General features: G+C 54.5%; 25 protein-coding genes. 7 read left to right on the forward strand and 18 right to left on the reverse strand.

Annotated features, from left to right (window positions below; all coding sequences use genetic code 11):
- Positions 1-17: 17 nt before the first annotated feature.
- The 5 genes from NI000_RS03195 to NI000_RS03215 are packed head-to-tail and all read right to left on the reverse strand — an operon-like array spanning position 18 to position 4062.
- The gene (locus NI000_RS03195) at positions 18-1178 is read right to left on the reverse strand and encodes a UxaA family hydrolase (RefSeq protein ID WP_253407638.1); all 1161 of its coding nucleotides are present in this window, start codon (positions 1176-1178) and stop codon (positions 18-20) included.
- Between the two features lie 24 nt (positions 1179-1202).
- Positions 1203-1517 carry a UxaA family hydrolase gene (locus tag NI000_RS03200; protein WP_253407640.1) on the reverse strand — a complete coding sequence of 105 codons (315 nt, stop codon included), beginning with the start codon at positions 1515-1517 and terminating at the stop codon, positions 1203-1205.
- Between the two features lie 28 nt (positions 1518-1545).
- Positions 1546-2457, reverse strand: a complete 912-nt coding sequence (locus NI000_RS03205) for a fumarylacetoacetate hydrolase family protein (RefSeq protein ID WP_253407642.1) — start codon at positions 2455-2457, stop codon at positions 1546-1548.
- 51 nt (positions 2458-2508) lie between these two features.
- A complete protein-coding gene (locus NI000_RS03210; RefSeq protein WP_253407644.1) occupies positions 2509-3282 on the reverse strand; it encodes an SDR family NAD(P)-dependent oxidoreductase in 774 nt (257 codons plus the stop codon).
- A gap of 18 nt (positions 3283-3300) precedes the next feature.
- Positions 3301-4062 carry an IclR family transcriptional regulator gene (locus tag NI000_RS03215; RefSeq protein ID WP_253407646.1) on the reverse strand — a complete coding sequence of 254 codons (762 nt, stop codon included), beginning with the start codon at positions 4060-4062 and terminating at the stop codon, positions 3301-3303.
- A 228-nt stretch (positions 4063-4290) separates the two neighbouring features.
- Here NI000_RS03215 and NI000_RS03220 point away from each other — a divergent pair, with 228 nt between their 5' ends.
- Entirely contained in the window at positions 4291-6003 is a 1713-nt protein-coding gene (locus tag NI000_RS03220; protein WP_253407648.1) for an ABC transporter ATP-binding protein, read from the forward strand.
- A gap of 386 nt (positions 6004-6389) precedes the next feature.
- On the opposite strand, the gene NI000_RS03225 is transcribed toward NI000_RS03220, so the two are convergent.
- Positions 6390-7379, reverse strand: coding sequence for a right-handed parallel beta-helix repeat-containing protein (locus NI000_RS03225; protein WP_253407650.1), 990 nt, complete (start codon positions 7377-7379; stop codon positions 6390-6392).
- Positions 7380-7685: 306 nt separating this feature from the next.
- Here NI000_RS03225 and NI000_RS03230 point away from each other — a divergent pair, with 306 nt between their 5' ends.
- The 3 genes from NI000_RS03230 (at position 7686) to NI000_RS03240 (ending at position 12395) form a co-directional block, all read left to right on the forward strand.
- The gene (locus tag NI000_RS03230) at positions 7686-9113 is read left to right on the forward strand and encodes an ABC transporter substrate-binding protein (RefSeq protein ID WP_253407652.1); all 1428 of its coding nucleotides are present in this window, start codon (positions 7686-7688) and stop codon (positions 9111-9113) included.
- 589 nt (positions 9114-9702) lie between these two features.
- Complete coding sequence (locus NI000_RS03235; RefSeq protein ID WP_309247869.1) at positions 9703-10782, forward strand: cytochrome P450; 1080 nt, start codon at positions 9703-9705, stop codon at positions 10780-10782.
- Positions 10783-10925: 143 nt separating this feature from the next.
- Positions 10926-12395, forward strand: a complete 1470-nt coding sequence (locus NI000_RS03240) for an ABC transporter substrate-binding protein (RefSeq protein ID WP_253407656.1) — start codon at positions 10926-10928, stop codon at positions 12393-12395.
- 58 nt (positions 12396-12453) lie between these two features.
- On the opposite strand, the gene NI000_RS03245 is transcribed toward NI000_RS03240, so the two are convergent.
- Both NI000_RS03245 and pcp read right to left on the reverse strand, forming a co-directional pair.
- Positions 12454-13104, reverse strand: coding sequence for a DedA family protein (locus NI000_RS03245; protein WP_253407658.1), 651 nt, complete (start codon positions 13102-13104; stop codon positions 12454-12456).
- 139 nt (positions 13105-13243) lie between these two features.
- On the reverse strand, positions 13244-13894 hold the full coding sequence (pcp, locus tag NI000_RS03250; RefSeq protein WP_253407660.1) for a pyroglutamyl-peptidase I: 651 nt from the start codon (positions 13892-13894) through the stop codon (positions 13244-13246).
- Between the two features lie 109 nt (positions 13895-14003).
- On the opposite strand from pcp, the gene NI000_RS03255 reads away from it, so the two are divergent.
- Complete coding sequence (locus tag NI000_RS03255) at positions 14004-14762, forward strand: IclR family transcriptional regulator (RefSeq protein ID WP_253407662.1); 759 nt, start codon at positions 14004-14006, stop codon at positions 14760-14762.
- Between the two features lie 22 nt (positions 14763-14784).
- Here NI000_RS03255 and NI000_RS03260 read toward each other — a convergent pair whose 3' ends face one another.
- From NI000_RS03260 to accB, 7 genes are read right to left on the reverse strand one after another with little or no spacing between them, the layout of a single operon-like run.
- Positions 14785-15735 carry a DUF979 domain-containing protein gene (locus tag NI000_RS03260; protein WP_253407664.1) on the reverse strand — a complete coding sequence of 317 codons (951 nt, stop codon included), beginning with the start codon at positions 15733-15735 and terminating at the stop codon, positions 14785-14787.
- On the reverse strand, positions 15725-16447 hold the full coding sequence (locus NI000_RS03265) for a DUF969 domain-containing protein (protein ID WP_253407666.1): 723 nt from the start codon (positions 16445-16447) through the stop codon (positions 15725-15727). The genes NI000_RS03260 and NI000_RS03265 overlap by 11 nt, the downstream gene beginning before the upstream one ends.
- Positions 16448-16463: 16 nt before the next feature.
- Positions 16464-17237 carry a LamB/YcsF family protein gene (locus tag NI000_RS03270; RefSeq protein WP_253407668.1) on the reverse strand — a complete coding sequence of 258 codons (774 nt, stop codon included), beginning with the start codon at positions 17235-17237 and terminating at the stop codon, positions 16464-16466.
- Between the two features lie 52 nt (positions 17238-17289).
- On the reverse strand, positions 17290-18300 hold the full coding sequence (locus NI000_RS03275; protein ID WP_301292310.1) for a 5-oxoprolinase subunit C family protein: 1011 nt from the start codon (positions 18298-18300) through the stop codon (positions 17290-17292).
- Positions 18297-19067 (reverse strand): 5-oxoprolinase subunit PxpB, encoded by a 771-nt coding sequence (gene pxpB / locus NI000_RS03280; protein WP_253407670.1) that lies wholly within the window; start codon positions 19065-19067, stop codon positions 18297-18299. The genes NI000_RS03275 and pxpB overlap by 4 nt, the downstream gene beginning before the upstream one ends.
- 14 nt (positions 19068-19081) lie before the next feature.
- Entirely contained in the window at positions 19082-20452 is a 1371-nt protein-coding gene (gene accC / locus NI000_RS03285) for an acetyl-CoA carboxylase biotin carboxylase subunit (protein WP_253407671.1), read from the reverse strand.
- Between the two features lie 34 nt (positions 20453-20486).
- Entirely contained in the window at positions 20487-20978 is a 492-nt protein-coding gene (gene accB, locus NI000_RS03290; RefSeq protein WP_253407673.1) for an acetyl-CoA carboxylase biotin carboxyl carrier protein, read from the reverse strand.
- A 310-nt stretch (positions 20979-21288) separates the two neighbouring features.
- On the opposite strand from accB, the gene NI000_RS03295 reads away from it, so the two are divergent.
- Positions 21289-21855 carry an RNA polymerase sigma factor gene (locus NI000_RS03295; RefSeq protein ID WP_253407676.1) on the forward strand — a complete coding sequence of 189 codons (567 nt, stop codon included), beginning with the start codon at positions 21289-21291 and terminating at the stop codon, positions 21853-21855.
- A 60-nt stretch (positions 21856-21915) separates the two neighbouring features.
- Here the strand turns inward: NI000_RS03295 and NI000_RS03300 are convergent, their stop codons facing one another.
- A complete protein-coding gene (locus NI000_RS03300; RefSeq protein WP_253407677.1) occupies positions 21916-22101 on the reverse strand; it encodes a hypothetical protein in 186 nt (61 codons plus the stop codon).
- A gap of 160 nt (positions 22102-22261) precedes the next feature.
- Here NI000_RS03300 and NI000_RS03305 point away from each other — a divergent pair, with 160 nt between their 5' ends.
- On the forward strand, positions 22262-23491 hold the full coding sequence (locus NI000_RS03305; protein ID WP_253407679.1) for a hypothetical protein: 1230 nt from the start codon (positions 22262-22264) through the stop codon (positions 23489-23491).
- A 64-nt stretch (positions 23492-23555) separates the two neighbouring features.
- Here the strand turns inward: NI000_RS03305 and NI000_RS03310 are convergent, their stop codons facing one another.
- Together NI000_RS03310 and NI000_RS03315 are read right to left on the reverse strand one after the other, a co-directional pair.
- Positions 23556-24122, reverse strand: a complete 567-nt coding sequence (locus tag NI000_RS03310; protein WP_253407681.1) for a GNAT family N-acetyltransferase — start codon at positions 24120-24122, stop codon at positions 23556-23558.
- Positions 24123-24159: 37 nt separating this feature from the next.
- On the reverse strand, positions 24160-25959 hold the full coding sequence (locus NI000_RS03315) for an ABC transporter substrate-binding protein (RefSeq protein WP_253407683.1): 1800 nt from the start codon (positions 25957-25959) through the stop codon (positions 24160-24162).
- Positions 25960-26020 lie beyond the last annotated feature (61 nt).

Here is a 26020-nt window from a genome sequence, read left to right on the forward strand (position 1 = left end):
TTCGTTGTATAGTAAACTTATAAGCTCGGTCCGATCCGGTTGATGCTGAATTCGGTATGGCCCAAAATTTCCGCCTTCGTCAGCTTGCCGTTTGCGACCGCTTGAATTTCTTCCCAGACGACCTGGCCCGCCGCCTCCAGGCTGAGCGTGCCTTCCAGCATATCGCTGACGTCAACGTCCATGTTGTCCGACATTCTCTCGAACATCCGCTTGTTGCCGGTAATTTTGATGACCGGAATGACAGCGGCCCCAGTAGGCGTCCCCCGTCCCGTCGTAAAGCAGACCAGATGCGCGCCGCCCGCCGCCATCCCGGAGACGCATTCGATGTCGTTGCCCGGCGAATCCATAAAATAAAGCCCGTGCTTCGGAATGTCCTCGGCATACTCGATAACGCCTTTGATCGGCGCGGTGCCGCATTTGCTGATGCAGCCGAGCGATTTCTCCTCGATCGTCGTCAGTCCCCCGGCAATATTGCCCGGACTCGGATTGCCGCCGCGCATGTCGGCGCCCATCCGCTCGACTTCCTTCTCGAAGCGGTCGACGATATGATACAGCTTCTCCGAAATGTCCGGTGCGGCGCAGCGCGAAGCGAGCACGTGCTCGGCACCGATAATTTCCGTCGTTTCCCCGATCACGACACCGCCGCCCTGCTGAATGAGCGAATCGGCTGCCGCGCCGAGCGCCGGATTGGAAGCAAGCCCCGAGGTCGCGTCCGAGCCGCCGCATTTGACCCCGATAATCAGTTCGCTGAAAGGCACCGGCTCAGGCTTCATTTCATCGAGCCGGGCGCGCATTTTCCGGGCGATTTCCACCCCGTGCTGGATCGCTTTCACCGAACCGCCGACCGATTGAATGTCGAACACTTCGACCGGCTTGCCCGTCGGGCGGATCGCGTCGGCCAGCGCATGCGGATCGACGACCTCGCAGCCGAGGCTGATGATGATAACGCCGCCGACGTTCGGATTGCGGCCGGTTCCCGCCAGCACGTCAAAGGTGCGGTCTTTGTCCGCGCCGATCTGGCTGCAGCCGTGCTGGTGGGGAATCGCTACCGTGTCCGGAACCATCTGGTTGATCCGGGTGCACACTTGGTTGGCGCAAATGACGGTCGGGATAATAAGCAAATGATTGCGGATGCCCACGTCGCCGTTCGGTCTTCTATAGCCCATCATGTGATTCATGAGTATTCGTTCTCCCTTCGCTTCTCACGCTTTCGCCTGATCTCCGCGACCGCGGATGCCTTCGACGTTATGCACGTGAACATGCTGCCCTGCAAAGATCTGGGTCGTCGTCCGTCCGATCACTTCGCCGTACTTGCGGATATCCGTCCCGGCCGGGATATCTTGAATCGCAATTTTATGTCCGAACGGAACGTCGTCCAGCAGCGTTACTTCCTGGACTTGCTCCTGCACCCGGAAGGTGATCCGCTGTCCCTGCTTCAATTCTTTGATTGCCGTCGCCACATGGTCGCGCGGGTCCATCACGAGCGCGTCCGCGCCTGCAATAATCGGTCCTGCCATCCGTCGTTCCTCCTTTTGTCCGCTGCCGTTACGCCTGCTCGTTAACCATGCGGTTCGTCAGCGAGCCAAGCTTATCGATCTCGATCGTGACAACGTCGCCGTCTTTCAGGTAAACCTGCTTCTCTTCCGGATATCCGAGCACAACGCCCTCCGGGGTGCCGGTCAAAATCACGTCGCCCGGTACCAGCGTCATATGCTGCGAAATGTAGCTGACGATTTCGTCGCAATGGAATATCATGTCCGATGTGTTGGAGTTCTGGCGCACTTCGCCGTTCACGATGCAGCGGATGGCAAGGTTGTTCGGATCGCCGACTTCATCGGCCGTCACCAGATAAGGCCCGAGCGGGCTGAAGCCGTCGCACGACTTGCCGAGCAGCCATTGCTGAGTGCGCATCTGCAGGTCACGGGCGGATAAATCGTTCACGTTGCAGTAGCCGAACACGTGATCCAGCGCCGCTTCTTTGGAGACGTACTTGGCTTTCTTGCCGATCACGATGACCAGCTCCGCCTCGTAATCCACCTTGCTCGTGACGCTGATCGGCAGCGGCACGTCCTGTCCGTGACCCGTCAACGTATTGTTGAATTTGTTGAACAGGATCGGATACTGCGGAATCGGCGCGTTCGTTTCTTCCGCATGCTTGCGGTAGTTCAGCCCGACGCAGATGATTTTGTTCGGATGCGGGACGCACGGGCCGTAAGTGATCCCCGCTTCGTCCAGCACATATGCCTCGCTGCCGCCGGCCGCCAGCGCTTGGTCCACGTAAGCTTGCAGCGCCGTAACCGCGAAAGGGCCGCCTTCGATGACTTCGTGCACCGTCTGCGGCACGTCGGCGTTTCCGGCAGGGACCGCTGCAAGCGCTTTAGCGATATGTACGATGCCGCGGTCGGTCTTGACGCCGAGCCGTTCCTGTCCCTCTTCGATAAAAGTAAGCAGTTTCATTTTCGAATATGCCTCCTTGGCTTATTGTAGGCCTGGTCTTAAAACGATGCGTTACGCGTTCTTGCCGAAGACGACGCCCCCGTCGATATATAGCGGGGAGCCCATCATGAACTTCGATTCGTCCGAAGCGAGGAACAACGCCGCTTTCGCCACGTCGTCCGGGCGTCCCAGGTCGCCGCTCAGTTGGCGTTTTTTCAGCGATTCGTAAGCTTCCTCCGGATTGTCGTAGGAGTTCCGTAAATAATTTTCCACGAACGGCGTCAGGATCGTGCCTGGCAGCAGCGCGTTTACGCGGATGTTGTATGGAGCGTAATCGACCTGCATCGATTTGGTCAGCGCCAGCACGGCTCCTTTGGTTGCGGAATACGATGCCCTGCGTGCCAGCCCGATTTCGGCGATGCAGGAGGACATGTTAATGATCGAGCCTTCTTTGCGCTGCATCATATGCGGCAGGACGTACTTGCACGGCAGGAACGTGCCGCGGATATTGACCGTCATGACGCGGTCCCATGCCTCGGGCTCCACTTCGTGGATCGCCCCCACGCCGCTGATGCCGGCATTGTTGAACAGCACATCGATCCGGCCGTACTTGGAGACGACGGTATCCACCAGCGCTTGAACGGACTCGGGATTCGTCACGTCGGCTTGCACGAACAAAGCGTTCCCGCCGGCTTGACGTATTTCTTCGACCGTCTCCTGCCCCTTATCCTCCGCCAAATCGTTGACGACGACCGTCGCGCCTTCGCGGGCGAACAGCTGCGCCGTGCTTTTCCCGATGCCCGAGCCGGACCCGGTAATGAGCGTTACCTTATTGTGCAATCTCACAGGGTTCACATCCTTCGGTTAAGTGGTGGTTTGATACTGCGACAGCCTCTCGGCGAGCGCGCATATTTCATGCCGGGCCAGCTCGCGCTTCGCCTCCCATTCGTGCTGGAACATGGAGCAACTGATCGCCGCGACGACTTTCCCGTTGCCGGAACGAACCGGAGCGGCCACGCAACAGAAGCCCATGACCGCTTCCTGCAAGTCGAACGCATAGCCGTTCGTCCGCACATCCTCAAGCTGGCGAACCAGGTCGGAGCGATTCTGCAGCGTGTGCGGCGTTAAGCACGGATCGAGCGTTTCCGAAGCGTACAGCGTCCCGAGCTCGGGCTCGGCGACCCATGCCAGCATCGCCTTGCCCAGCGCCGTCGCGTGAGCGGGATATTTGATCCCGGGCTCCGACGATAAGCGCACCGGGGAAGGCATCTCTTCCTTCGCCAGATACAGCACCTCGTTCCGTTCCAGCTTCGCCAGCTGAATCGTCTCTTTGATGACGTGCTTGGTGACGGAGGCTTCCTTGCGGAACCGGTCGATCAAGCTGAATTGCTTGAAAAAAGTGTTTCCAATGTAGCCCAGCTTGGACCCTAGCGAATACGTCGCGTCATCCTCCCGTATGACCCAGTCCAGCGCTTCCATCGTGGCAAGCAGGGAAAACATCGAGCTTTTGTTGATCCCAAGCCGCTTCGACAGGTCGATCAACTTCAGGCTGGAGGGCTGCTCCGAGATCGCTTGGAGCACAAGGTTGGATTTTTCGAGGGCAGGTACCCAATATTTCTTGTCCATGCTTCCTCCAAAATGCAGTTGGTTTTGTATAATAAACCAAGGTTTTATATAATTGACACTTTCATAGTACCACCGCGCTTTCGCAGGTGTCAATCGGAATTTGGCCTTCCGGACGGCGGGATGAAAGCGTTTATAATATTTTTTTCTCTTGTGCCGCTATCGCTCCGACTATATAATGTCACCTGAAAATAAAATCGTCGTCGTAAAAGATTATTGGAGTGTGAGGACATGGTTCGTCGTTTTTTCAGCTATTATGTGCCATATAAGAAGCTGTTCGTGCTCGACTTCTCCTGCGCCGTCCTAGCGGCGCTGCTGGAGCTCTGCTTTCCGCTGGCGGTCAAGCTGATCGTCGACAAGCTCTTGCCCGGCAAGGATTGGGGGCTGATCGTCGCAGCATGCGTCGGCCTCCTTGTGCTGTATTTTGCCAGTACGGGGCTGCAGTATATCGTTACGTATTGGGGCCACCGGCTCGGCATCAACATCGAATTCGACATGCGCCGGCAGCTGTTCGGCCATATCCAGAAGCTGTCGTTCCGCTTCTTCGACAACAACAAAACGGGCCATCTCATGTCGCGCATGACGAACGATTTGTTCGAAATCGGCGAGATGGCCCACCACGGCCCGGAAGACGTGTTTATTGCGATCATGACGCTCTGCGGCGCGTTTACGATGATGCTGTTCATCAACTGGAAGCTGGCCTGCCTCACCTTCCTGATCGTCCCGCTGCTTATTTGGCTCGTGGTCGTCTGCAATATGAAGCTCGTCAAGGCCGCCAAGCGGATGTTCTCGGACATCGCCGACGTGAACGCACAGGTGGAGGATAGCGTTACCGGCATCCGCGTCGTGCAGACGTTCACGAACGAGGAGCACGAGATGGGCAAATTCATGACGAGCAACAGCAATTTCCGGGAGGCGAAGCTCCGCTCCTATAAAATCATCGCGGTCAGCTCCTCCGGCATGTACCTGCTGATGCGGCTGATTTCGCTGTTCGTGCTGATCTGCGGCGCTTGGTTCGTCGTTCAGGGGGAGCTGTCTTACGGGGAGTTCGTCGGCTTTCTGCTGCTGATCAATATTTTTTTCAAGCCGATCGAGAAGATCAACGCGTTCCTGGAAAGCTATCCGAAAGGGATGGCCGGATTCAAACGGTTTATCGAAATTATGGATACGGAGCCGGACGTCGCCGATGCCCCGGATGCTGTAGCGGTTGACCGGGTACGCGGGGATATCCGCTTCGAGAAGGTGACATTCGGGTATGAGGATCACGCCAAGGTGCTGAAAAATATCGATCTCTCGATTCGGGCCGGGGAAACCGTCGCCTTCGTCGGACCGTCCGGCGCAGGCAAAACGACGCTGTGCAGCCTGCTGCCCCGCTTCTACGAAATCGAATCCGGCAGCATTGCTATCGACGGCCTGGACATCCGGAAAATGAAGCTTTCGTCGCTCCGGCAGCATATCGGCATCGTGCAGCAGGACGTGTTTTTGTTCTCCGGCACGCTGCGCGACAATATCGCTTACGGCAAGCTGCACGCGACGGACGCCGAAATCTGGGACGCCGCCCGCCGGGCGAAGCTGGAAGACTTCATCCGCTCGCTGCCGCTCGGCCTGCAGACGCCCGTCGGCGAACGAGGCGTGAAGCTGTCCGGCGGTCAAAAGCAGCGGCTTGCCATTGCGCGGATGTTCCTCAAAAATCCGCCGATCCTTATTCTCGACGAAGCGACCTCGGCGCTCGACACCGAGACGGAAGCGGCCATCCAACAGTCGCTCGCCGAGCTGTCCGCCGGCCGCACGACACTCGTCATCGCCCACCGGCTCGCCACGATCCGCAGCGCCGACCGGATTGTCGTCGTTACCGAGGAAGGAGTCTCCGAGCAGGGGCGCCATGACGAGTTGGTGGCTTCGGGAGGCGTGTACAGCCGGCTGCATCAGGCACAGTTCGGATAGGAGGAAGTGGAAAAGAACCGTCCACGTAAAGCGGACGGTTGTTGAGAAATTGCTCAATTGAGGTAATAGAGGGTACGTGGGGGTGGGGTATCTACTTCCGGTCGCTGTTGTCAGCGGGAAATTTTCATTGAAGCCGCTTAGCAGCGGGTATTTCCCGCAGACAAAGGCGAACGCTATCGCTCCTCCAGTAGATACCCCACCTCCGTATGCTTCTCTATTTATATAATGATCACTTACTCAACAGATTTAGAACCGTCTACGCCCAAAGCGAGGACGGTTCTTTTCGTTTTTTCTTAAAAATATTTGGACGCTTCGTTACATCGGCTGACTTCAGCGAATTAACGGCATGACGGTTAAGGCAAGCTCGACGGAGACGGATGTTTCGTCTACTTTCCGCTCGTGACGCTGCCGGTGTACATGTTTCCGGCTGGGTAACGCGTATTGCCGGAGGCGCTGGCGGTCGTTCCGCTGGCAGCGTTCACGACATAAGCGGTCGTGTTGTCCAAATAGACCGTATTGTTCGTGAATGAGGCGTTTTGTCCCCAACCGGCCGCCCGCTGATGAACCTGAAACGCATCCTTGATTTTGCTGTTGCCATTGCGGTAGCCGGTGTTGTTGCGGATCACGTCGTTGTTCCCTTTCACATCGATGAAGCTGTCCGCAGCGTTGGCTCCGCTCATACCGGTACCGTCGAACGTGTTGTTCTCGACAAGCGTCCCCGTAGAGCCTTCCTTAATGTCGATATGCTCTGCAGCGACATTCGGTCCTATGGTGTTGTTCGCAATCGTATTGTGGTTGGTCGCTGCGTTAAAGGTACCCCACTTTCCTTTGTCGGACCCGACGTAAATCGCTTCTCCGAACGATGGGGTTACGGTGCCGATATCGTGAAGATACGAATTCCGAATCGTATTGTAGGAGCTGCCGTCCCGGTAATGAACACCCTCTTCCCCGATCTGGTACACCTCGGCCCCGTCAATCAGCGTGTAATTGGCATGATCGAGCATAATCCCTTTTTTGGCGTTCGTAATTTTCAGATCCTTGATCACCCAATGATCGCCTGTTACGTGCAGCGTATAGCCGCTCCCCGTACCGCCGCCGTTCAGCTCGGCTTTGTTCGAGGAACTGGCGCTTTGCAGCGTAATCTTGCCGGTTGGGGTTCCGTTAGCCGCAGCTACGAAGTTGCCGTTGAACGTCACGCCCGCCGCTAAAGTAATTACGTCTCCCGGCGACGCATTAGCGAGGGCATTTTTCAAGCAAGCAGCCGTACTGCAGGTGACGGAGGCGGCCATCGACGAAGCGGGAAACGAGAGCAGCACCGAGCCAAGCGTCAAAACGGACGATATGCAGGAAAGACGGGAACGCCAACTTTTTTTCATCACATCATGCCTCCTGATCTGTTATTTTGACAACGGTTACAACGTTGACATTATCAAACATCCTTGGTTTATGCTTGTAGAATCCATAGATTGGCTTGGAATTTTTTCAGAATTCATCCAGCGGATGCAAAAAATCTCTGGGTCTTGAGGAAATTTTATGAAATTTGGATGTGTTATTGCAAAGAGTGATGAAGTTTTTTAGAAAAGTTGTCCTTTTTCTATGGCCCTTATCCGTTATACGGTTTGGAAACAAAAATATCAGAAAAGACGGTCGTCGATCCGTCTTTGGAAAAGGGTGGACAAGCATTGAAGAGAATTCGTAAAGGTTTAACGGCAGGGTTGTCTTTGGCTGTGCTGCTGACGGGCTGTACTTCCGGCGGGGCCGGAGACAAGCCTTCCAAAACGCTCAAGGAGCTTGGTAAAGACGAGAAAGCCAGCATTAAAGTCGTCTACTGGGACAAAAATTATTTCTTCCAAAAGTACGGCAACTTGTTCTCGGCGAAATTTCCGAACATTGACGTGCAGGTCGTTTCCATGCAGGGAATGATCCGCGACCCCAACAAGGATATGAACAAGGAATTCCAAAAGCTCATCGACGACGAAAAGCCGGATGTGCTTATGTTCCAATCGTCCGATCTGTTTGAGAGATGGGCGAATGACGGGAAGTTGTACCAGCTTGACGATGTCATTCGACAGGATAAGTTTGACGTGGAGAACATTTTGCCAAGCGTCATCGAGCAGATTAAAGCGAAAGGCAACGGCAATATCTACGGCTTGGCCCCGTTCTTTTACAGTCAGGCTCTATTCTATAACAAAGACTTGTTCGAAAAATACGGCGTGCCGCTGCCGAAAAATAAAATGAGCTGGGACGAGGTGCTGGACCTCGCCAAGCGGTTCCCTAAGGACGGACAAGGAGACAACCGGATTTACGGATTTGCCTCTTCCGGCGCATTCCTCGACAAAAAGCGCATCAGCTTAGACTTGATGAGCAGCATCGGGTGGACCAGCGGCTTATCGTACGTCGACGCCGGTAAAGGAACGGTTACGCTTCAATCGGAAGGCTGGAAAAATGCACTTGTAACTGCGATGGAAGCTTTGAAATCAGGCGCGGTGTATACCGGCACTGACAACAAACCCGATCCGAATAAAACGGTGCTTATGGACGATGGCCGGAGCCTGTTCGCCGCCGGAAAAGTCGCGATGACGCTGGACGGCTCCTACGCCATGCCAAACCTTCAAAACGCGAGGAACCTTCCGGAAGACCCGCCTGTGAATTGGGATATCGTCACCGTACCGGTCGATTCCAAAAATCCGGACGTGTCCAACGCCGTATCGCTTTCGGACCTTTTCGCCGTTAACGTCGATTCTTCCAATCCAAGAGCCGCCTGGGAGCTCGTCAAGTTTATTAACAGCGACGAGATGGCCAAATTGCAGGCCAAATCCGAAGACGGCTCGCTGCTCTCGCGAACGGCCTACGTGAAGGAACGGAACGGCCGCAGTTTGGAGCCTTTCTATATGCTGAAAACCAATGAAGACATGCTGATGAAAGGCGTGAACACCATACCGTTCGGGTTTAATCAACCCTTCAATGAAATGGCCGGTACGGAAATCCTAGCAGTTATCGAGGGCACAAAATCGGTGGACGAAGCGCTCAAAACCATGCAGGAAAAAGGGCAAGAAATTTTTATCAAGGCCAAGCGGGAACAGGATGCCAACAATGCGAAGGAAAACTGAGAAGCGAAGCCTGCCGAACCGGCTGTAACAGAAGGCATCCCGAGGCGGTGGGGTCACGGACATTCCCGGACTCCGCCGCCCTTTTTTACAAAGGTTAAGGTTAAGGTCGAATAAGCTGCTTGCCGGAAATGAGATAAATCCACTTTCCGTCGGGACTGCTTCCCCTCACCGAGGTACCGCTCCAAAGGCCCGAAGCGAGCTTATGCTCCGCAACGAAGGCAAGTGCCGCGGCGGACGACCCTATCAAGAAATATCGTTTCAGCGAAATAACCCCCTTTGGAGTGCGCTTCTAAACGATATTGACGCTGTGCTCTGCCAAATGTTGCATGCTGCCAAGCAGGAGAACGTTTTTTTAGCTAAAATTGACATACACGCGTTATTTGTATAAATTTACCTTAGATGTAATTTTATAATATTCCCAAAAAAGGAGCGATGGAGTTTTGACAAACGAATCGCTGGAACTGGAAAAAGTATTCCTGCCGTTGTCAGAGAACGAGTTGCCCTCATCCTTTCTGAATCCTTTCCTACCCTCAACCGCTTAAAACAAACGACTCCGATACGCTACGACGAAACAAGACAATGCTGGGACATCTTCGGCTATCAGGAAATCATGCAAATTTTAAAGGCTCCCGAATGCTTCTCTTCTGTTGTTCCCGGAAAATTTGAAAATTCGTTGAGCTTGCCTGAAAGCATCCTCGAGCTTGATCCGCCACAGCATACGAAGCTCCGCAAAATCGCCGGCAAAGCGTTCGCTCCGGCGGCTCTCTCGCAGCTCGAAGCGAAAATCGCCTCAATCGCGAACGAGCTGATCGACCGGGTTGTTCAGCGGGGAGAGATGGATTTTGTCGCCGACTTCGCCAATCCGCTTCCGGTGATCGTCATTTCGGAGATGCTCGGCGTGGAACCGAACGACCGCGCCTTGTTCAAGCATTGGTCTGATACGATGATAAAATCGCCGGCGGACGCCCGTCCCGAATCGTTCGAGCGGCTGCTTACCGAGCAGCTGCAGGCACGCCGGGAGCTGGAAGCATATTTCCGGCAGGTGATCGAGCTTCGGCGGAGCGATCCGCGTGAGGACCTCATTTCCCAGATCGTCCATGCCGAGGTGGACGGGGAAAAATTGACCTTTAGTAAAATGGTGGAATTTTGCATCCTGCTGCTCGTTGCCGGGAACGAGACGACAACGAATTTGCTCGGCAATTTCGTACGGCTGCTTACCGAACGAAGCGAACTGCAGCCCGTAGTTTGTGGAAACCCCGAACGTTTAAAAACGATGATCGAAGAAACGCTGCGGTTTTATTCGCCGGTTCAAGCGCTCCTGAGATATGCGAAGCAGGACACCGATCTTGAGGGCTGCCATTTGAAAAAGGATGATGTCCTGGTCCTCTGGCTCGCTTCGGCCAACCGCGATCCGGCGGTGTTTGACCGTCCCGACGAGCTGGACATCGACCGTTCGCCCAATCCCCACGTAGCCTTCGGCTTCGGCATCCATTTTTGCCTCGGAGCGATGCTTAGCCGCATGGAAGCCCAAATCGCACTGGACATCGTGATGCGAAGACTGTGCAATATCCGTCTGGCGCCAGGCGCCGCCCTTACTCCGATTCCAAGCACCTTCTTCTTCGGACTTCAAGCACTTCCGATCAAATTCGACCCCGAACAACAATTGTAAAGAAATTATAAAGAAAAATTTAGAAAGAAAAATGAATTCTTTTCTGCCTTTCATCCGTCTATTAGAGTGGGATGAAGAAATAATTGGAAAAGACGGCGCGGCAAGCTAATATGCTGTCTTTCGGAAAAGGTGGAGAAAAAGCAATGAAACGAAGTCGTATTGGGCTCACGGCCGGACTGGCTGTAGCCGTGCTGATTGCGGGATGTAATTCCGGGGGAGGAGCCAAGCCGTCCAAGACACTTAAGGAGCTTGGTAAAGACGAGAAAGCAAGCATCAAGGTCGTATTCTGGGATAAAAGCTACTTTTTCCAGCAGTACGGCAACTTGTTCTCGGCAAAATTTCCGAATATTGACGTGCAAGTCGTTTCTATGCAAAACACCTACGGCAGCGGCAAGGACCCGAACGAGGAATTCCAGAAGCTTATTGACGAAGAAAAACCGGATGTGCTTTTGTTCGATTCGCCGGATACGTTCGAGAAGTGGGCCAATGACGGCAAGCTGTACCAGCTCGACGACGTCATTCGTCAGGACAAGTTCGACATCGAAAATATTTTGCCGAGCGTCGTGGAGCAGATCAAAGCGAAAGGTAACGGCAATATTTACGGGTTGACCCCTTCCTTCTACGGTCAGGCGTTATTTTATAATAAGGATTTATTCGAGAAGCACGGCGTCCCGCTGCCGAAAAATAAGATGACTTGGAACGAAGTGCTGGACCTCGCCAAGCGGTTCCCGAAGGACGGGCAAGGCGATAACCGGATCTACGGCTTTGCGGAGAACGCATCTTATGCTTTCTCGGATAAGAAGCAAGTTGCTTATCAAATGATGAGCGGTATCGGAGCGACCAGCGGATTATCCGTCGTCGACCCGGACAAAGGAGCGGTCACGATTCAATCGGACGGCTGGAAAGAGGCTCTTCTCATGACAGTGGAAGCTTTAAAATCGGGGGCGGTGTTTGCCGGCAGCGACGAAAAATTCGATCCGAATAAGCCGATGACGATGGAAGACCATATGAAGAAAGATTTGTTCGCCACCGGAAGACTCGCCATGACGGTGGAAGGCACTTATATGATTAGCAGCCTTCAACGCGCCAAGGAAACGCTGAAAGACGTAACGCCTGTAAACTGGGATGTCGTTACCGTACCGGTCGATCCGAAAAACCCGGAAGTTTCGAACTCCGTCTCCCTTTCCGGGCTGTTCGCCGTCAATGCCAACTCGTCCAATCCGAGAGCGGCTTGGGAGCTCGTCAAGTATATCAACAGCGAGGAAATGGCCAGATTGCTATCCAAGTCCGAAGACGGGGCGCTGCTTTCCCGAACGGCTTACGCCAAAGAACGCGAGGGCCGTAGTATGGAGCCGTTCTATATGCTGAAAATGAACGAGAACAGCCTTTTCAAAAACTACAACAAAATCCCGATGGGATTTTATCAACCGTTCAACGAGTTGGCCGGAAACGAAATCCAGTCCGTCATCGAAGGCAAGAAATCGGTGGACGACGCGCTCAAGACGATGCAGGAAAAAGGGCAGGAAGCTTATATTAAAGCCAAGCAAGAGCAGGATGCCAAGAATGCGAAGGAAGGCAAAGATCAGAAGCCTGCCGAACCGGCTAAAAACTAAAGTGTAAACAAAGCAGCGGCGTCTGGGATTCAAAGCCCCGGACGCCGCCGTTTTTTTCCTATTTTACAGAGCGGACGAACAGTTTCTGCAGGCCCTCATATCTCGCACGCAGCCACTGGATCAGCAACGCTTTTTTCTTCCTCGCAAGCACTGCCAGCCCCGCAAGCAGAGCAAGAACGACGACCGCCCCGAAGGAGTATTGGGTAATCAGATGCAGCAGTTGCTCGATCTTCGCTCCAAAAATGTGGCCAACCGTAACATAAGTCATGACCCACAAAATCCCGCCGATCCCGTTGTAGAGCAGAAGCGTGCCCAAGCGGACTTTGAGAATCCCGGCAACATAGCCCGTAAAGTGCCGCAGGCCGGGGACGAAATAACTGACTAGAATGAGCTTGTCTCCGTATTTCCCAAACCATTCCGTCAATTGGCGGAGACGCTCCGGCTTAAGGAAGAAGTACTTGCCGTACTTTTCAAAAAACGGGGTGCCGAGCCGTCGGCCCAGCATATAGGTGACGAGCGTACCGGTTATGGCCCCGAGATAGGACACGAGGATAATCGATGTCAGTTGAAACGTGCCCAGAGAAGCCATATGCCCTGCGATGGCCATAGCCAGTTCTCCCGGAAACGGCAGCGCCAGCGATTCGGCGAACAATCCGAAGAATAAGACGAAGTAACCGTACTGTCCAAACATTTGACTAATCCATTCCATGATCAGGCTCCTTATCGACAAAATTCCGTCTGTCTATCAGCTATTCCAAGTATAGCTGGATGACGGACTGTCAATAACGGCCTTAGGGTTAGTTTTGGAACTGGCCTTTGGTCTCGGTAAACCTGCGACTAAAAGACAGTTAGCAGATCTGCCCTGTTGAAACGACGATATCCTCTTGATAGTGGATAGCTGCCCGGATCCCTGCTTCCAGCCCTTTGACGACAGCCTCCAGACTCATGCTCGGTTGTCCTTTATGCTGCACGGCTTGTTCCGGCAAAAACGGAATATGAATAAAGCCTCCTCGAACCGCCGCATTGCCCGTCGTTGCCAAATGATGCATCAAGCCGTAAAACAGGTGATTGCAAACGAACGTGCCGGCCGTATGCGATACGGAAGCCGGAATGCCGCGATCGTTCATCTCTTTCACCATGGCTTTAATCGGAAGCGTGGACCAGTAGGCGGCGGGTCCTCCGGGAATGACCGGCGTATCGATCGGCTGCTGCCCGTCATTGTCGGCAATCCTGGCGTCGTTGATATTAATGGCGATTCGTTCGACCGTAATATCCGGCCGGCCGCCGGCTTGACCGACACAGATGACGAGCTTCGGTTGGATTTCCGACACAGCCGCAAGCAGTCGCTCGATCGATTTATCGAATACCGTCGGGATCTCGCGGGTTTCCACGCGATGGCCTTCCACCGTTACTCCCTGCAGCCTCCGGACGGCTTCCAAAGCGGGATTCAGCGCCTGCCCTCCGAAAGGATCAAACCCGGTAACAAGAATATTTTCCACTGTTATATCCTCCTCGCTATATAAAATCTGGTTTCAAGCTGGAATGTATTTTCATATTTTAATATAATTGAAGCAGCGTTCCGATATACGGAATGAGTTGGAGGTTGCCATGCAGAATAAGAACAAAACCGTCGTCAAAGCCAAAGAGATTCTGGATCTCTTTCTAACCTACGAACAGCTATCCCTGCAGGAAATGTCAACGTTGTCGGGACAAGCGAAAACGACCGTGCACCGCATGATCGGCTCGCTCGAGGAAATGGGGCTGCTTGCCAAAACCGCAGAAGGAAAATACGAGCTCGGCTTTATGTTCCTGCAATTCGGGCAGCTGGTCAAGGAGCGCCTCGATATCCGCAAAATCGCCCTGCCGGTCATGAAGCAGCTGCGGGACGATGTGGAAGAGGCCGCTAATCTGGTCATCCGGGAAGGAAACGAAGCGATCTACATCGAGAAGGTGGATACGACCCAGCCGGTAAGGGTGTTCACCCAAATCGGCCGCAGAGCCGCTCTTTACGCCGGAGCCTGTCCACGGATTTTGCTCTCGTTCATGTCGTCGCAGGAGCTGCAAAAGTATATTGAAGAAACGCCGCTCGTCGCCTACGCGGACGGCACGATCACCGATAAGCGGAAGCTTATCGAATCGATTCAAGAAGCCAAAACGCGCGGCTACACGATCAGTCATTCGGAGCTGCGCAATTTTACTTCGGCCGTAGCCGTTCCTATTTATAATTATAGCGGACAAGTGATTGCAGGGCTAAGCATCTCCGGATTGGAAAACCGCTTTACCGAACAGCGGCTGCCGGAATTAATCGAGAAGACCGTCGCCGCGGGTAAAGCGATTTCCAAAAATATGGGATATTCAGAGTACTGACACGAGGTGCGGCGGGCAGCCGCTAAAAAGCGAGAACATACATCAGTACGATATTGGCCGCCAACAAGATCAGAGCTGTCGGCACTTGGGCCTTGATGACACTATACTTGGGCAGGTCGAGCAGCGCGGCCGGCACGATGTTAAAGTTGGCTCCCATCGGCGTCATCAGCGTCCCGCAGTAACCGGACAGCATGCCGATGGCGGACATGATCGCCGGATTGGCCCCATGCATGCCTACGAGCAGCGGAAGGCCGATGCCCGCCGTCATGACCGGGAACGCGGCAAAAGCGTTGCCCATGATCATCGTAAATACGGCCATCCCGATGGAATAGGCGGCTACGACGAGCAGACGGTTATCCACCGGAATGGAAGAACCGACCAGTTCCGCGATCACTTTACCGACCCCCGCGGCGGAGAACAGTGCTCCCAAGCTGGCGAGCGTTTGCGGAAGCACGGCAGCCCATCCGATGGAATCAAGCAAGCGCCGCGATTCCTTCACCGGGACGATGCTTTTTTGTTTGGTCAGTGCTATAGCCACGAGGTATGCCAGCACACACGCTACGCCAAGGGCTGCCAACGTTACGTTGGACTTATCCAGCAGTCGCAAGCCGCCGATGGTCACATCCTTGAGCAAGGTGGCTCCGACCAGCGTGAGGAGCGGAATCATCAGAATCGGCAGGAACAGCTTGTTTTTATATTTCGCCGCCGAAGCCGCCCGTTCTTCGTCCGACGTTTGCTTATGCTTGCCCGGCCGCACGCCACCGAAGCCGGCAATGACCGCCATAACAATGACGATGATCCCCATATACATCGGAGGAATAAGCTTGCCGAAAGCGAACGATACCGCGAAAAGCGCCCAAAACGCCGCCGTCAGCAGCCGCTTTGGATTGCTTGTATCCTTCAAGCTGAGCCCTGCAATAATCGCCAAAAAGACCGCGGCGACATAATAAACGTATTCCAGATTAACGAGCATGGCTTTGCACCTCTTCCAAGGTTACTTCGGACGAGTCGGACGGTTCCGAATCGATCAGCTGCTTGATTTTCCGATCCAGCAGATACAGCCTTGTGCCATGAATGAGAAACGCCGCGATCGCCGTCGGGATCCCCCAGACGGAGACGTGCAAAGGCTCCACTTGAACGCCATTTTGCGCTAAGAAGCCTTGAATCAGCAATACGGCGCCAAAAGCGATAAATACGTCTTCTCCAAAAAACAGCCCCACATTGTCCGTTGATGCGGAATAAGCTTTGATCCGGTCGGAAACGTTTTTGGGCAAAGGTCCGTGCTTATGCGCCGCTGCGCCTTCGGCCATCGGAGAAACAAGCGGACGAACCATCTGCGCATGCCCGCCGAGGCTTGTCAGCCCTATGGCCGCGGTCGCTTGGCGGATCACCAGGTAGACCAGCAGCAGCCGGCCTGTCGTGGCCGCTTTAATTTTGCCGATCAGCTGCTGCGACTGCTCCTTCAGACCGTAGCGTTCCAGCAGGCCGACAACCGGCAGCGTGAGAATAAACAAGGACAAGTAGCGGTTGGAAACGAAAGCATTGCCGAAGGTCGTTAAAATTTCGCCGAATGACAGATGGCCGGCAATTCCGGTTACAATCCCGGCTGTGCAAACGACAAGCAGCGGATTAAAGCGCAGGGCGAAGCCGACGATGACGATCAGGACTCCAAGCAGCGTCAACATAAATGTATTCCTCCCTTTAGATGTTGCGATTAACGTGAGCTGGCACTAGCGTAATTCCTTCGGCTTGGAGCATGTCCCGGATCCCGCGGGCGAACTCCACGGCATGCTTCCCGTCGCCATGGATACAGATCGTCTCCGCCAGGATGGGAACATCCGTCCCCTGCTGCGATCTGACCGTTCCTTCCTTGACCATGTTCATAATTTGCTTGACGGCGGCCGACGGATCGTTGATCAAAGCGTCCGGTTGGCTGCGCGGAGTCAGGCTCCCGTCCGACTGATAGGTACGGTCGGCAAACACCTCGCTTGCCGTCAGCAAACCGAGCTTGGCCCCCGCGCGAATCAGCTCGCTTCCGGACAGGCCGTACAAGATCAGCTGCGGATTGACCTTATAAACGGCCTCCGCAATCGCCTCGGCCAGCTTGGCACTGCGGGCCGCCATATTGTATAGTGCCCCGTGCGGCTTGACGTGACGCATCACGCCCCCTTCCGCCTGGACGAAGCCGTTCAGCGCCCCGATTTGGTAGACGACCATATCGAACGCTTCCTGCGGCGAAATATCCATATTCCGCCGGCCGAAACCGATTAAGTCCGGAAGCCCCGGATGAGCGCCGATAGCCACCTTGTTATCCAGCGCGGACTTGACGGTTTGACGCATCGTGCCGGGATCTCCGGCGTGGAAGCCGCAAGCGATGTTCACCGAAGTGACAAGCCGCAGCATTTCCTCGTCGTTCCCCTGTTTATAGGCCCCGAAGCTTTCCCCGAGATCGCAATTTAAATCCACCACATACATAGGCTGCCGCCTCCTTTCAAATTTCAGCGGATAACGCACCGCCGGGCGTCATTCACCGGGCCTTCAAATAAAGTTTTATCGCCCTGGTCAATCGTTCAAATTCCAGTTCTTTCCGGATATAAAGCTCTTCGGCCTCCTGCAAAGAAACTTCGGCGAAACGGATGCTGTCTCCGGGCTTGGCTTGGGCCAAAACCGGAAGATCTGCCGTGATGACCTGCGCGATTCTTGGATAGCCTCCGATCGTTTGCCGGTCTGCCATCAGCACAATCGGATTCCCTTCAGGCGGCACCTGCACGGTACCGAATGAAACCGCTTCAGATAATGTCTCCAGCGATTCCTTAAAAGCCAGCGTTTCCCCCTGCAGCCGGTAGCCCATCCGGTCCGACTGCGGCGTAATCCGGAAGGTCCGGGTGACAAACGTGGTTTGGCTTTCATCCGTAAAAGCGTCGTATTCCCGGCCCCGGATCACCCGGATCGCGGGATCTTTAGCATAGGCGGGCAGCGCGTCGTTCCCCATAAACCATTCCGCTGCCAGCCACCTCTTCGCACGAAGAGCAGCCTGCCGGGCTTTCAGGTATCCGGCCGACGTTTCGGAAGGAAGACCAAAGTCAAGCCGGTCGCCGGCCTTCAAGGCTCTCCCTTCATGCCCTCCGATTTCCGCCCGAAGGTACGTGCTGCGGCTGTGCATCACCGGCGGAACATCGATTCCGCCCGCTACCGCCAAATACGCGCGGGCGCCCGACCGGCACGGCCCGAATTCGAGCGTCAAGCCTTCTTTGATCAAGAGGGGTCTCCATAAAGGAACCGGCTCTCCTTCAATTGTGGGCGACAGATTTCCGCCGCAGACGGAAATGAGCGAATCGGCTTCAAAACGGATGACCGTTCCCATTAACGTGACTTCCAAGGCGGCTGCATTCTCTTCGTTGCCCACCAACACATTCGCCGCACGAAGCGCGAACGTATCCATAGCCCCGCTGACGATAACCCCCTGCTGTTGAAATCCGAACCTCCCTTTATCCTGTATCGTGGTCAAGAGTCCCGGATTGACGATCTGCATGCTCATGTGCTGTCCTCTCTCCACTCTTCGAATTGTTTAAGCCCGATCGGCTGGAATCGCACGATATCTCCCGCCTTCAACAAACTGGGCGAAGAATCGTCGGGGCGAAATAACGGCAGCGGCGTTCTTCCGATCAATTGCCATCCTCCCGGCGTGGAGATCGGATAAATTCCGGTCTGGTTTCCTCCGATGCCTACCGTTCCCGCCTCAATCTGCAGCCGCGGCGTGCTTCGCCGCGGGGTGGCGATGCGTTCGGACAACCCGCCCAAGTAAGGGAAGCCCGGAGCGAACCCAATCATATAGACCAAATAATCTTGCGACGAATGGATTTCGATGACTTCCTCGGGAGTCAATCCGTGATATTCGGCTACGCTGTTCAAATCCGGCCCCAATTCGCCTCCGTAGCAAACAGGAATATGCACAATATTCGAAGCGCTTTCAAAGGTGTTATCCAAATTAGCGGCCGCCCGCTTGACGATGCCTCGGATCATCTCATACGGGGAGCGGAACCCGCTGCCGTCTCGCGCTCTGCAGCTTTCCCCCGTCGCCGGATCGCGCAGCTTCAAGGGATCGTAAAACACGGTAACCGTCACAAAGGCCGGAACGATTTCGATCAGCCCCGGAAACGGATGCCGCTCAAGATAGGCGGCCAGAGCTTGAACTTGGCGGTGCGTCTTCGGATCGATGCCGCTGCCCAATTGGACGGAAACCGCAGCATCGCCCAGCGGGTATATTTCCGGCTCCATCCGCTCTTCGCGCTGGTTGTCAGGCATGCTGCCACCTCTTTTCATCGATGTTCGTTCGCGGAACGTTTCGGAAGGATTTCATGTGTTTCCAAAAACTTGGTATCAAAATCGCCCGATACGAACGTCTCGTGCTCCATCAATTGCCGATGGAACGGAATCGTCGTCTTGATCCCGTCGATCACAAACTCGTCCAGAGCCCTTCTCATTCGGCGAATGGCATCCTGCCGGTCTTTGCCCCACACAATGAGCTTCGCGACCATGGAATCGTAGAACGGCGTAATCTGATAGCCGGCATACACCGAGCTGTCAACCCGGACACCGAAGCCCCCCGGAGGCGTGTAAGCCGTAACTTTGCCCGGAGAAGGCATGAAATCTTGAGCCGGATTCTCGGCATTGATTCGGCATTCCATCGCCCATCCGTTAATGCGGATGTCCTCTTGATGGAACGAAAGCGGGCAACCTGCCGCCACGGTCAACTGTTCTTTGATGAGGTCGATCCCGGTGACCATTTCCGTGACCGGATGCTCGACCTGAATGCGGGTGTTCATTTCCATAAAATAGAACCGCCCATGCCGATCTAGCAGAAATTCAACGGTGCCTGCGCCACGATAATGGACCGCTTTGGCGGCGGCGACGGCCGCAGCGCCCATTCGTTCCCGCAATTCGCTGTAGATCGCAGGGGACGGCGCCTCTTCCACCAGCTTCTGGTGGCGTCGTTGAATCGAACAATCCCTCTCGCCAAGATAGACGACTTGGCCCTCTTGGTCGGCCATAATTTGCACTTCGACGTGCCTCGGGCCTTCCAAATATTTTTCCAGGTAGACGCCGGAATTGCCGAAAGCCGCGTCCGCTTCTTTCCGCGCTTGCTGGATGACATCGGCCAGCTGCTTTTCGTCCTGGGCGACCCTCATCCCTTTCCCACCACCGCCGGCAGTTGCTTTCACGATGACCGGATAGCCGATTTCCGCCGCCATCCGAAGGGCGTCTTCCACCCGGTCGATGAGGCCGTCTGTGCCCGGCACGACCGGAACGCCTGCCTGCCGCATCGTTTCTTTGGCCACGGCCTTGTCGCCCATCTTGCGGATCGCTTCCGCGTCCGGTCCGATAAACGCGATGCCGTATTCTTCGCACGTCTCTGCAAAATCGGCGTTTTCGGACAGAAATCCGTAGCCGGGATGAATGGCGTCGGCCCCCGCATGCAAAGCAACAGCGATCAGACGGGCCACATTCAGATAGCTGTCCTTTGCGGCCGTCGGCCCGATACAGTAGGCTTCGTCCGCCATGCTCACATGCAAGGAAGATTTATCCGCTTGGGAGTATACCGCAACCGTTTTCATATCCAGTTCCTTACATGCCCTTATAATGCGAACGGCGATTTCTCCCCGGTTGGCAATCAATACTTTCTTAAACATGAGATGCTCCCTTCCATCCGTTTGATTCACGCGATTACTCGGGTTTGACGATAAAGAGCGGCTGCCCGTATTCCACGAATTGCCCGTTCTCGACGGCGATCTCGACGATTTCTCCCGACACCTTGGCCGATACTTCCGTAAACAGCTTCATGGCCTCCAACACGCAGACGACCTTCTCCGGAGTTACCTTGTCTCCGACCTGCACATAAGGCGCCGCTCCCTGCTCGGCGGCCGCATAGAACGTGCCAATCGTTGGCGCGACGATCTCGATGAGCTTCGGGGCATCCGCCTCCGCGTTCTTTTCGGCCACTGCCGGATGTTCGCCGTCGGGTTCTGAAGGCTTCGCGCCCGCAGCTCCCGCATGCTCCGCCGCCGGTTTCGAGTTGCGTTTGTCCGCTTTTGGCGATAAGGCAGCGTTGTCTTTTACAATTAATAGTTTTGCCGTCCCATCCGAGTATTTAAACTTCTGAACGGGTGACCGGCCGATCAGTTCGATGATGTCTTGCAGCTCTTGCTTCGTAAACACGTTGCCGCCTCCTTGACAGAAATTCGTCGAAATGATGAGTCAAAATTTTGTTGTACCGAATTTCGGAATTTGAATTCCGTTTTTTAATAGTTTGATTGTAACAACATCTTTCTAAAAAAACAAGATGCTATGTGATGTTTTTTGACATCAAAATATAAATTGACATCGCGCTTCGGTGTACACATCATAAAAACAACATTTCTTTTCAACGGCAGTGTAAGATTATTGCAAAATTTCCGTCTAAATCTATTGAACGAGCAAAAATCGGGTGAGGCCTCATACCGAAGCTTTGGTTATTGGAGGATGTTGCATGCAGGATGATCTGGCACTTATCGAGCGCGTGCGGCAGGGCGAGCAGGAAGCCTATGCCGGGCTCGTCAACAAATACAAGCACCGGATTTATGTCTTTTTGTTTCGGATGCTCGGTGAAGCGCAAGACGCTCAGGATTTAGCCCAGGAAGTGTTTATAAAGGCATACTTCCAATTGGACACGTTCACAGGGTCCAGTCAATTTTTCACTTGGCTCTATCGCATTGCCTACTGCCGTGCCATCGACGAGCTGCGGCGCCGGAAACCGGTCAAGAGCGTCCCGATCCACAATCTGGAGTTCGCGGACACCCTGACGCCCGAAAGCATATGTCTGGCCAAGGAGCGGGCGGCTTCCCTGCAAGAGCAGGTCATGGCCTTGCCGGAGAGCTACCGGACCGTGCTGCTGCTTCGCCATACTCAGGAGCTGAGCTATAAGGAAATTGGCGAGGTGCTGGATCTTCCTCCCGAGACGGTGCAAGTCCGCCTGTACCGGGCCCGAAAAAAACTGCGCGAAGTCCTTACGGCAAGCGAGCAAGGAGGCGGTCTGCATGAAATGCTTGACATTTGAACAAATGATGGCATACCTGGACGGGGAAGTCCCCCTGCAGGAGCGGCAGCAGATGGACTGTCACCTCGCAGCGTGTACCGCTTGCCGAACGGCGCTTGAAAGCTGCATGAGCGATTTTGCCGTCTTCGACGCCTTAAGTGACGCTCCTCCTTTGCCGGACTCGTTCACGAACGAAATCATGGCAGCAATCTCCAGTAAAGCTGCGGAGAACAAGACCGAACCGAAATTGAAAACGATCGATCTCATCTTAAATACATGTTGGAGGGGCAGTATGAAGAAAAAAATGGTTGTCACCGCCGCCGGCTTGGCCATCGCGATATCCATCGGCGCCTACACATCGCCGACGTTCGCATCGTACGTGCAATCGCTGTTGAATCTTCAAGCCGAGACGAAGGATCAGGACATCGTGTTCAAAGTGAAGAATGCTTCGATCAGTCCCAACCAGATCGCGCTGGAGTACGAATTTTTGAAAAATGGAATCCGGCTTTCGGACGACGATACGTACAAACCGTTCAGCTTTAACATGGGTAATACGTTGCTGGATTTTCATGGGTATGAAAAGAAAGATTCAAGCGAAAACGACGTATATGTCACGGATGAACAAGGTAACAAGCTTATTGACCGCTCTCGTATTGATGCGACCGGGCAACGAACTTTAAAAGCCGGAGTCCAATCCCTGATAAGGATCAACCTGAATGACGAGACGTTCAAGAAACTGCCGGAGAAAATTGTGCTTCATATCGAAATCAACAAAGTAGCAGGCAAGGAAGGAAAATGGCACCTGACCGCCCCGATCAATGTCAAGGAATTGAAAGAGAAGTCCAGGCTCGTCATAACCGATGATCAGAATTTCACTTTTCCGAACGGAACTATTCTTAATCTGAAAGGCTGGCTATCCGTCAATTCCATATCGAGTATTTTTGCGAACTTTGTCGATTCAAAACATGGATGGGCGAACGAATATGGGCCGACCGAGTTTGGATTCCAAGTGACAAACAAGCAAGGCGAGGTCGTGGCTGCTCATGATCGTGCCGGCCTTCAAGATGTGAACTTTGTTGGAGGCAACGGCAATGAAACGGATCCAATGGCAGATACGCTGGGGCTCCAATTCAAGCGGTTCAAGGATGACGATGATTATACCTTCGAATTAACGTCGTTCCATTCGTACGATAAGCTTGGCTTGGACTTAAACCTGGATCCTCAAGCAATAGCCAAGAAGCCGCTGGTAAAAGATTTGGGCGGAGGAAAAACATTAAAAATCACCAAAGTCGAGTTAAAGACAGATGACGGCCCGAAGGAAGTTCCCTCCCGTCAAATCAATAGCATTCCGGATGCACCGGTAATTTCCTATGTTGATGATAAAGGCATCTTTATCGAAGTAGAAGGACGGCTCGACAAAGAGACGGTCGATCTGACGAGATGGAAGGTCAAAGTGGACAATCAAGAAAAGGAATGGGTCGTCTGGGACCCGACAAGGCTGGAACAAGATGAGAACGGAAATTACAAGTTCCGCAAAGTCATCATCATCCGGGATGTGGAGAAAATGCCAAAGAACATTACGCTTGAAAGCGCGGCTGTACACAAAAAAGCGGCTGTCGATTGGAAAGTTCCGCTTGGCAAGCCTATGCCTGAATAACAACCAAACACGCTTTAAAAGCGACGAACCTCAAGCTCATACGCTGGACTTGAGGTTCGCTTTTTTATTCCGCGGGAACGACCCGCTTCACCATATGATCGTACAAATGACCGCTGACCTCCAACTGACCGTCCGCTTCGTAGCCCTTGGCCTCGTACAACCTTCTCGCCTTGTCGTTGCTTTCTTCGACGATCAGCGATACCTTGTCGTATCCCCGCCTTGCGGCTTCCGCTTCGAACGCCTCCATCAAAGCCTTGGCAATGCCCTGTCCTTGATAGGCCGGATCGACGGCAAGCGAATCCAAGTAAAACTCGTCGTCCCGCGCTTCTTTCGTAAGCTTGACGTCGGGTTGACCGATCCCGGCCAACCGCTCGGCGAGCGGCCGGTCCAATTCGGCCGTACGGCTGCCGTGGTAGAACAGTATAAAGCCGGCCGGACGCCCATCCCGCTCCGCAACGAGCGTATTCTCGTAGCTGAGCCGGTTGCCCCGGCGCTCGTAAAATTCGCGCAAAATATGCTGCGCCTGTTCCGGGTCGGTGGTGCCCGTCAAAGTAAACGCAATATCGCCGATGGCGGAATAAATGAGCGGTATGACGCTAGTTGCGTCTCCCGGTTGCGCTTGTCGTATCATAAGAATCCTCCTCAGGCTTAGGCTGCGTAAGTCAGTCTTACACGGACTGCAGCCAAACATTTTTGAAATCGATCCAGCCGAGCGAATTAATCGTTACCCCGCGCAAGGACGGGTCGTGCACCGTCTGGAGCCCTTTGAACAAGAGGAACAACGCCACATGCTCGTGGTTCAGAAGCGCCTCCAGCTCCTGCATCCGGTGCTTGCGGTATTCGGGCGAAGGAGAGGCCAGCAGATCGGACGCAATTTTATCTACGCGCGCGCTCAATTCTTCGTCCATAACGAGGCGGATGTAGCTGTCTTCGCGCAAATACAGCTCCAGCAGCGACACTTCCCCTTCGTCGATCACGAATTGGTGCAGCAGCGCCTCCGCGTTCAAATTACGGTCCCGGACCTGTCGGGCCAGCTCGGAGATCTCATAGCAGACGACCTCCGCCTTGATCCCGAACTCCCGGCAGCGGTCCCGCAGCCAGTGCGCATCCGCCAGATGCTTCCAAATGGCCGCGATCCGAAACGGCTCTCCCGTATACCCCATCTCGTCCAAAAGCTTCCGGGCGACGGACGGATCAAACGCATGATCCTCCTGCCCCAAATAATTGTGAGGCTGCATTCCGGTTGCGGGAAAGCGGCGGTTTTCGCCCAACTGCTCCACCATGCTCTTCCGGTCCACCAGATGATGCAGCGCTTTGCGAAAGCGAACGTCCTGCTGCGGTCCGCCCCGCTGCATATTGTAGGACAACATCGAACAGCCGTTGTTCAGCAGCTCGATGCGCTCCCAATGATGCCGCACCGGATAGGTGACGCCGTCATGATTGCACAGCATTTTTTCGGAATCGGTAACTTGAAAGCTGTGCAATTCTTCCGGAGGCAGAAACACCACCTCGACCCGGTCCAAATGCGCCCGGCCTTCGAAATAAGAGGGGTTTGCCGTCAGCACGCATCGATTCTCGTTCCACAGCTCCAAGCGGAACGGACCGCTGCCGACCGGCGCAAGCGCGAACGCCTCCTCCCTGCCGTCCACCAGCTCTTCGGGCAATATGCTGGTAGCAGGGAAGCACAAATAGCGCAGCAGCAAATGATTCGGCGAGCGCAGCCGGGTTTCGACGACCCGCTCGTCCAGCACGCGCACTTCCTCGAAGCCTTGAACCAGCCAGCGCTGCGTCAATGGGTCCGTCTCGCGCATGAGCCGCCGCAGCGAAAAGGCGACGTCGTGAGCCGTTAATTCCCGACCATGGTGGAACATAATGCCTCGCCGCAAGTAAAACTTCCATGTGAGGTGGTCCGGACTGCATTCCCAGTAGTGGGCAACCTGCGGCTCCACCGTCTGCCGATGCTCGTTATAGGTGACCAGCGTATTATACAGCTGCTTCATCAAATGCACCTCGAACGCATAGATCATCCGCCCGGGATCAAGGGTCAGAATGGACCGGAACACCGGGAAACGCAGCGTTTCAACCGGCTTGCTGTCCGCTGTTTCCTTCTTGTAGCCGAAATAATCGGACAGCCACGCCATGAACCGTTCCTTCGTATCCGTTCCTTGGCCAAACCGATCCAGCCACTCCAGCGCGTCATTCAGCCGGCCTTCCTGCATCGCCTGCTTGGATAGCTCCAGCAGCAGCTCCTGCAGATTCATAAGAAACCGGACCCGGGATACGTGCCCGCGGCCACGGCCCGGGCTCCACTCGATCCAGCCGGCGCTTTCCAGCTTCTTGAGAATTATTTTCACATTCCGCTCCGTACAAAACCACAGCCCCGTAAGGTCGGCCACCGACACTTCCGGCCACGCTTCCCCGGGCAGATAAAAGTTGCGGTGCAGCTCAAAGTATTGGATTTCCAGCATGATCGTTTCAGCCGCTTTCGTTAGGGTTAAGCTTATTGTACTTCTTTTTGGGCTCGGGGTG

The sequence above is a fragment of the Paenibacillus tyrphae genome, assembly GCF_024158745.1.
GTDB classification, from domain to species: Bacteria; Bacillota; Bacilli; order Paenibacillales; family NBRC-103111; genus Paenibacillus_G; species Paenibacillus_G tyrfis_A.

Bases quoted from the DNA above. Each gene is read 5' to 3' on its own strand.
- NI000_RS03195 (WP_253407638.1), bottom strand. From the start codon at position 1,178: ATGAATCACATGATGGGCTATAGAAGACCGAACGGCGACGTGGGCATC.
- NI000_RS03200 (WP_253407640.1), bottom strand. From the start codon at position 1,517: ATGGCAGGACCGATTATTGCAGGCGCGGACGCGCTCGTGATGGACCCG.
- NI000_RS03205 (WP_253407642.1), bottom strand. From the start codon at position 2,457: ATGAAACTGCTTACTTTTATCGAAGAGGGACAGGAACGGCTCGGCGTC.
- NI000_RS03215 (WP_253407646.1), bottom strand. From the start codon at position 4,062: ATGGACAAGAAATATTGGGTACCTGCCCTCGAAAAATCCAACCTTGTG.
- NI000_RS03220 (WP_253407648.1), top strand. From the start codon at position 4,291: ATGGTTCGTCGTTTTTTCAGCTATTATGTGCCATATAAGAAGCTGTTC.
- NI000_RS03225 (WP_253407650.1), bottom strand. From the start codon at position 7,379: ATGAAAAAAAGTTGGCGTTCCCGTCTTTCCTGCATATCGTCCGTTTTG.
- NI000_RS03240 (WP_253407656.1), top strand. From the start codon at position 10,926: ATGAAACGAAGTCGTATTGGGCTCACGGCCGGACTGGCTGTAGCCGTG.
- NI000_RS03245 (WP_253407658.1), bottom strand. From the start codon at position 13,104: ATGGAATGGATTAGTCAAATGTTTGGACAGTACGGTTACTTCGTCTTA.
- NI000_RS03255 (WP_253407662.1), top strand. From the start codon at position 14,004: ATGCAGAATAAGAACAAAACCGTCGTCAAAGCCAAAGAGATTCTGGAT.
- NI000_RS03260 (WP_253407664.1), bottom strand. From the start codon at position 15,735: ATGCTCGTTAATCTGGAATACGTTTATTATGTCGCCGCGGTCTTTTTG.
- NI000_RS03265 (WP_253407666.1), bottom strand. From the start codon at position 16,447: ATGTTGACGCTGCTTGGAGTCCTGATCGTCATCGTCGGCTTCGCCCTG.
- NI000_RS03270 (WP_253407668.1), bottom strand. From the start codon at position 17,237: ATGTATGTGGTGGATTTAAATTGCGATCTCGGGGAAAGCTTCGGGGCC.
- NI000_RS03275 (WP_301292310.1), bottom strand. From the start codon at position 18,300: ATGAGCATGCAGATCGTCAATCCGGGACTCTTGACCACGATACAGGAT.
- pxpB (WP_253407670.1), bottom strand. From the start codon at position 19,067: ATGCCTGACAACCAGCGCGAAGAGCGGATGGAGCCGGAAATATACCCG.
- accC (WP_253407671.1), bottom strand. From the start codon at position 20,452: ATGTTTAAGAAAGTATTGATTGCCAACCGGGGAGAAATCGCCGTTCGC.
- NI000_RS03295 (WP_253407676.1), top strand. From the start codon at position 21,289: ATGCAGGATGATCTGGCACTTATCGAGCGCGTGCGGCAGGGCGAGCAG.
- NI000_RS03300 (WP_253407677.1), bottom strand. From the start codon at position 22,101: ATGAGATCGATCGTTTTCAATTTCGGTTCGGTCTTGTTCTCCGCAGCT.
- NI000_RS03310 (WP_253407681.1), bottom strand. From the start codon at position 24,122: ATGATACGACAAGCGCAACCGGGAGACGCAACTAGCGTCATACCGCTC.
- NI000_RS03315 (WP_253407683.1), bottom strand. From the start codon at position 25,959: ATGCTGGAAATCCAATACTTTGAGCTGCACCGCAACTTTTATCTGCCC.